General features: G+C 36.3%; 1 protein-coding gene. It reads left to right on the top strand.

Annotated features, from left to right (window positions below; genetic code table 11):
- Positions 1–63: 63 nt before the first annotated feature.
- On the top strand, positions 64–416 hold a 353-nt coding region (locus NE664_14645), incomplete at its 3' end, for a winged helix-turn-helix domain-containing protein (GenBank protein MCQ4727873.1).

Genomic DNA, 416 nt, shown 5'->3' on the forward strand with positions numbered 1-416 from the left:
TGTCTTTTATTACTGACAAATTTGTTCCATCATGATATAATTCAAACAGATAGGAGGCGAATTATGAATCGACAAGAAACAAAATTTACATTTGTATATAACGAAATTAAGCAGTGTATTTTGGAGGGCCAAATACTTCCTGGAAATGCCTTGCCATCTTCAAGGATGTATTGTGACCAATTCCATGTAAGCAGATATACGATTAACCGCGTTTTTGAAGCATTGAGGGAGGAAGGACTGGTGAATATTCAGCCTCGCCTTGCGCCGATTGTTGTTTCAACAAAAGATACTTCTAATCCATCAAATACTGTTTTCGAAATTTTAAAACAAAAGGAAGGTATTTTACAAATATATCAGACCTCTGCTTTAATACTGCCTTCACTTCTGGTTTTTGCTTTGCAGGGCTGTGATGTGGA

Origin of the sequence: Anaerotignum faecicola, from assembly GCA_024460105.1 — a bacterium.
Taxonomy (GTDB): Bacteria; Bacillota; Clostridia; order Lachnospirales; family Anaerotignaceae; genus JANFXS01.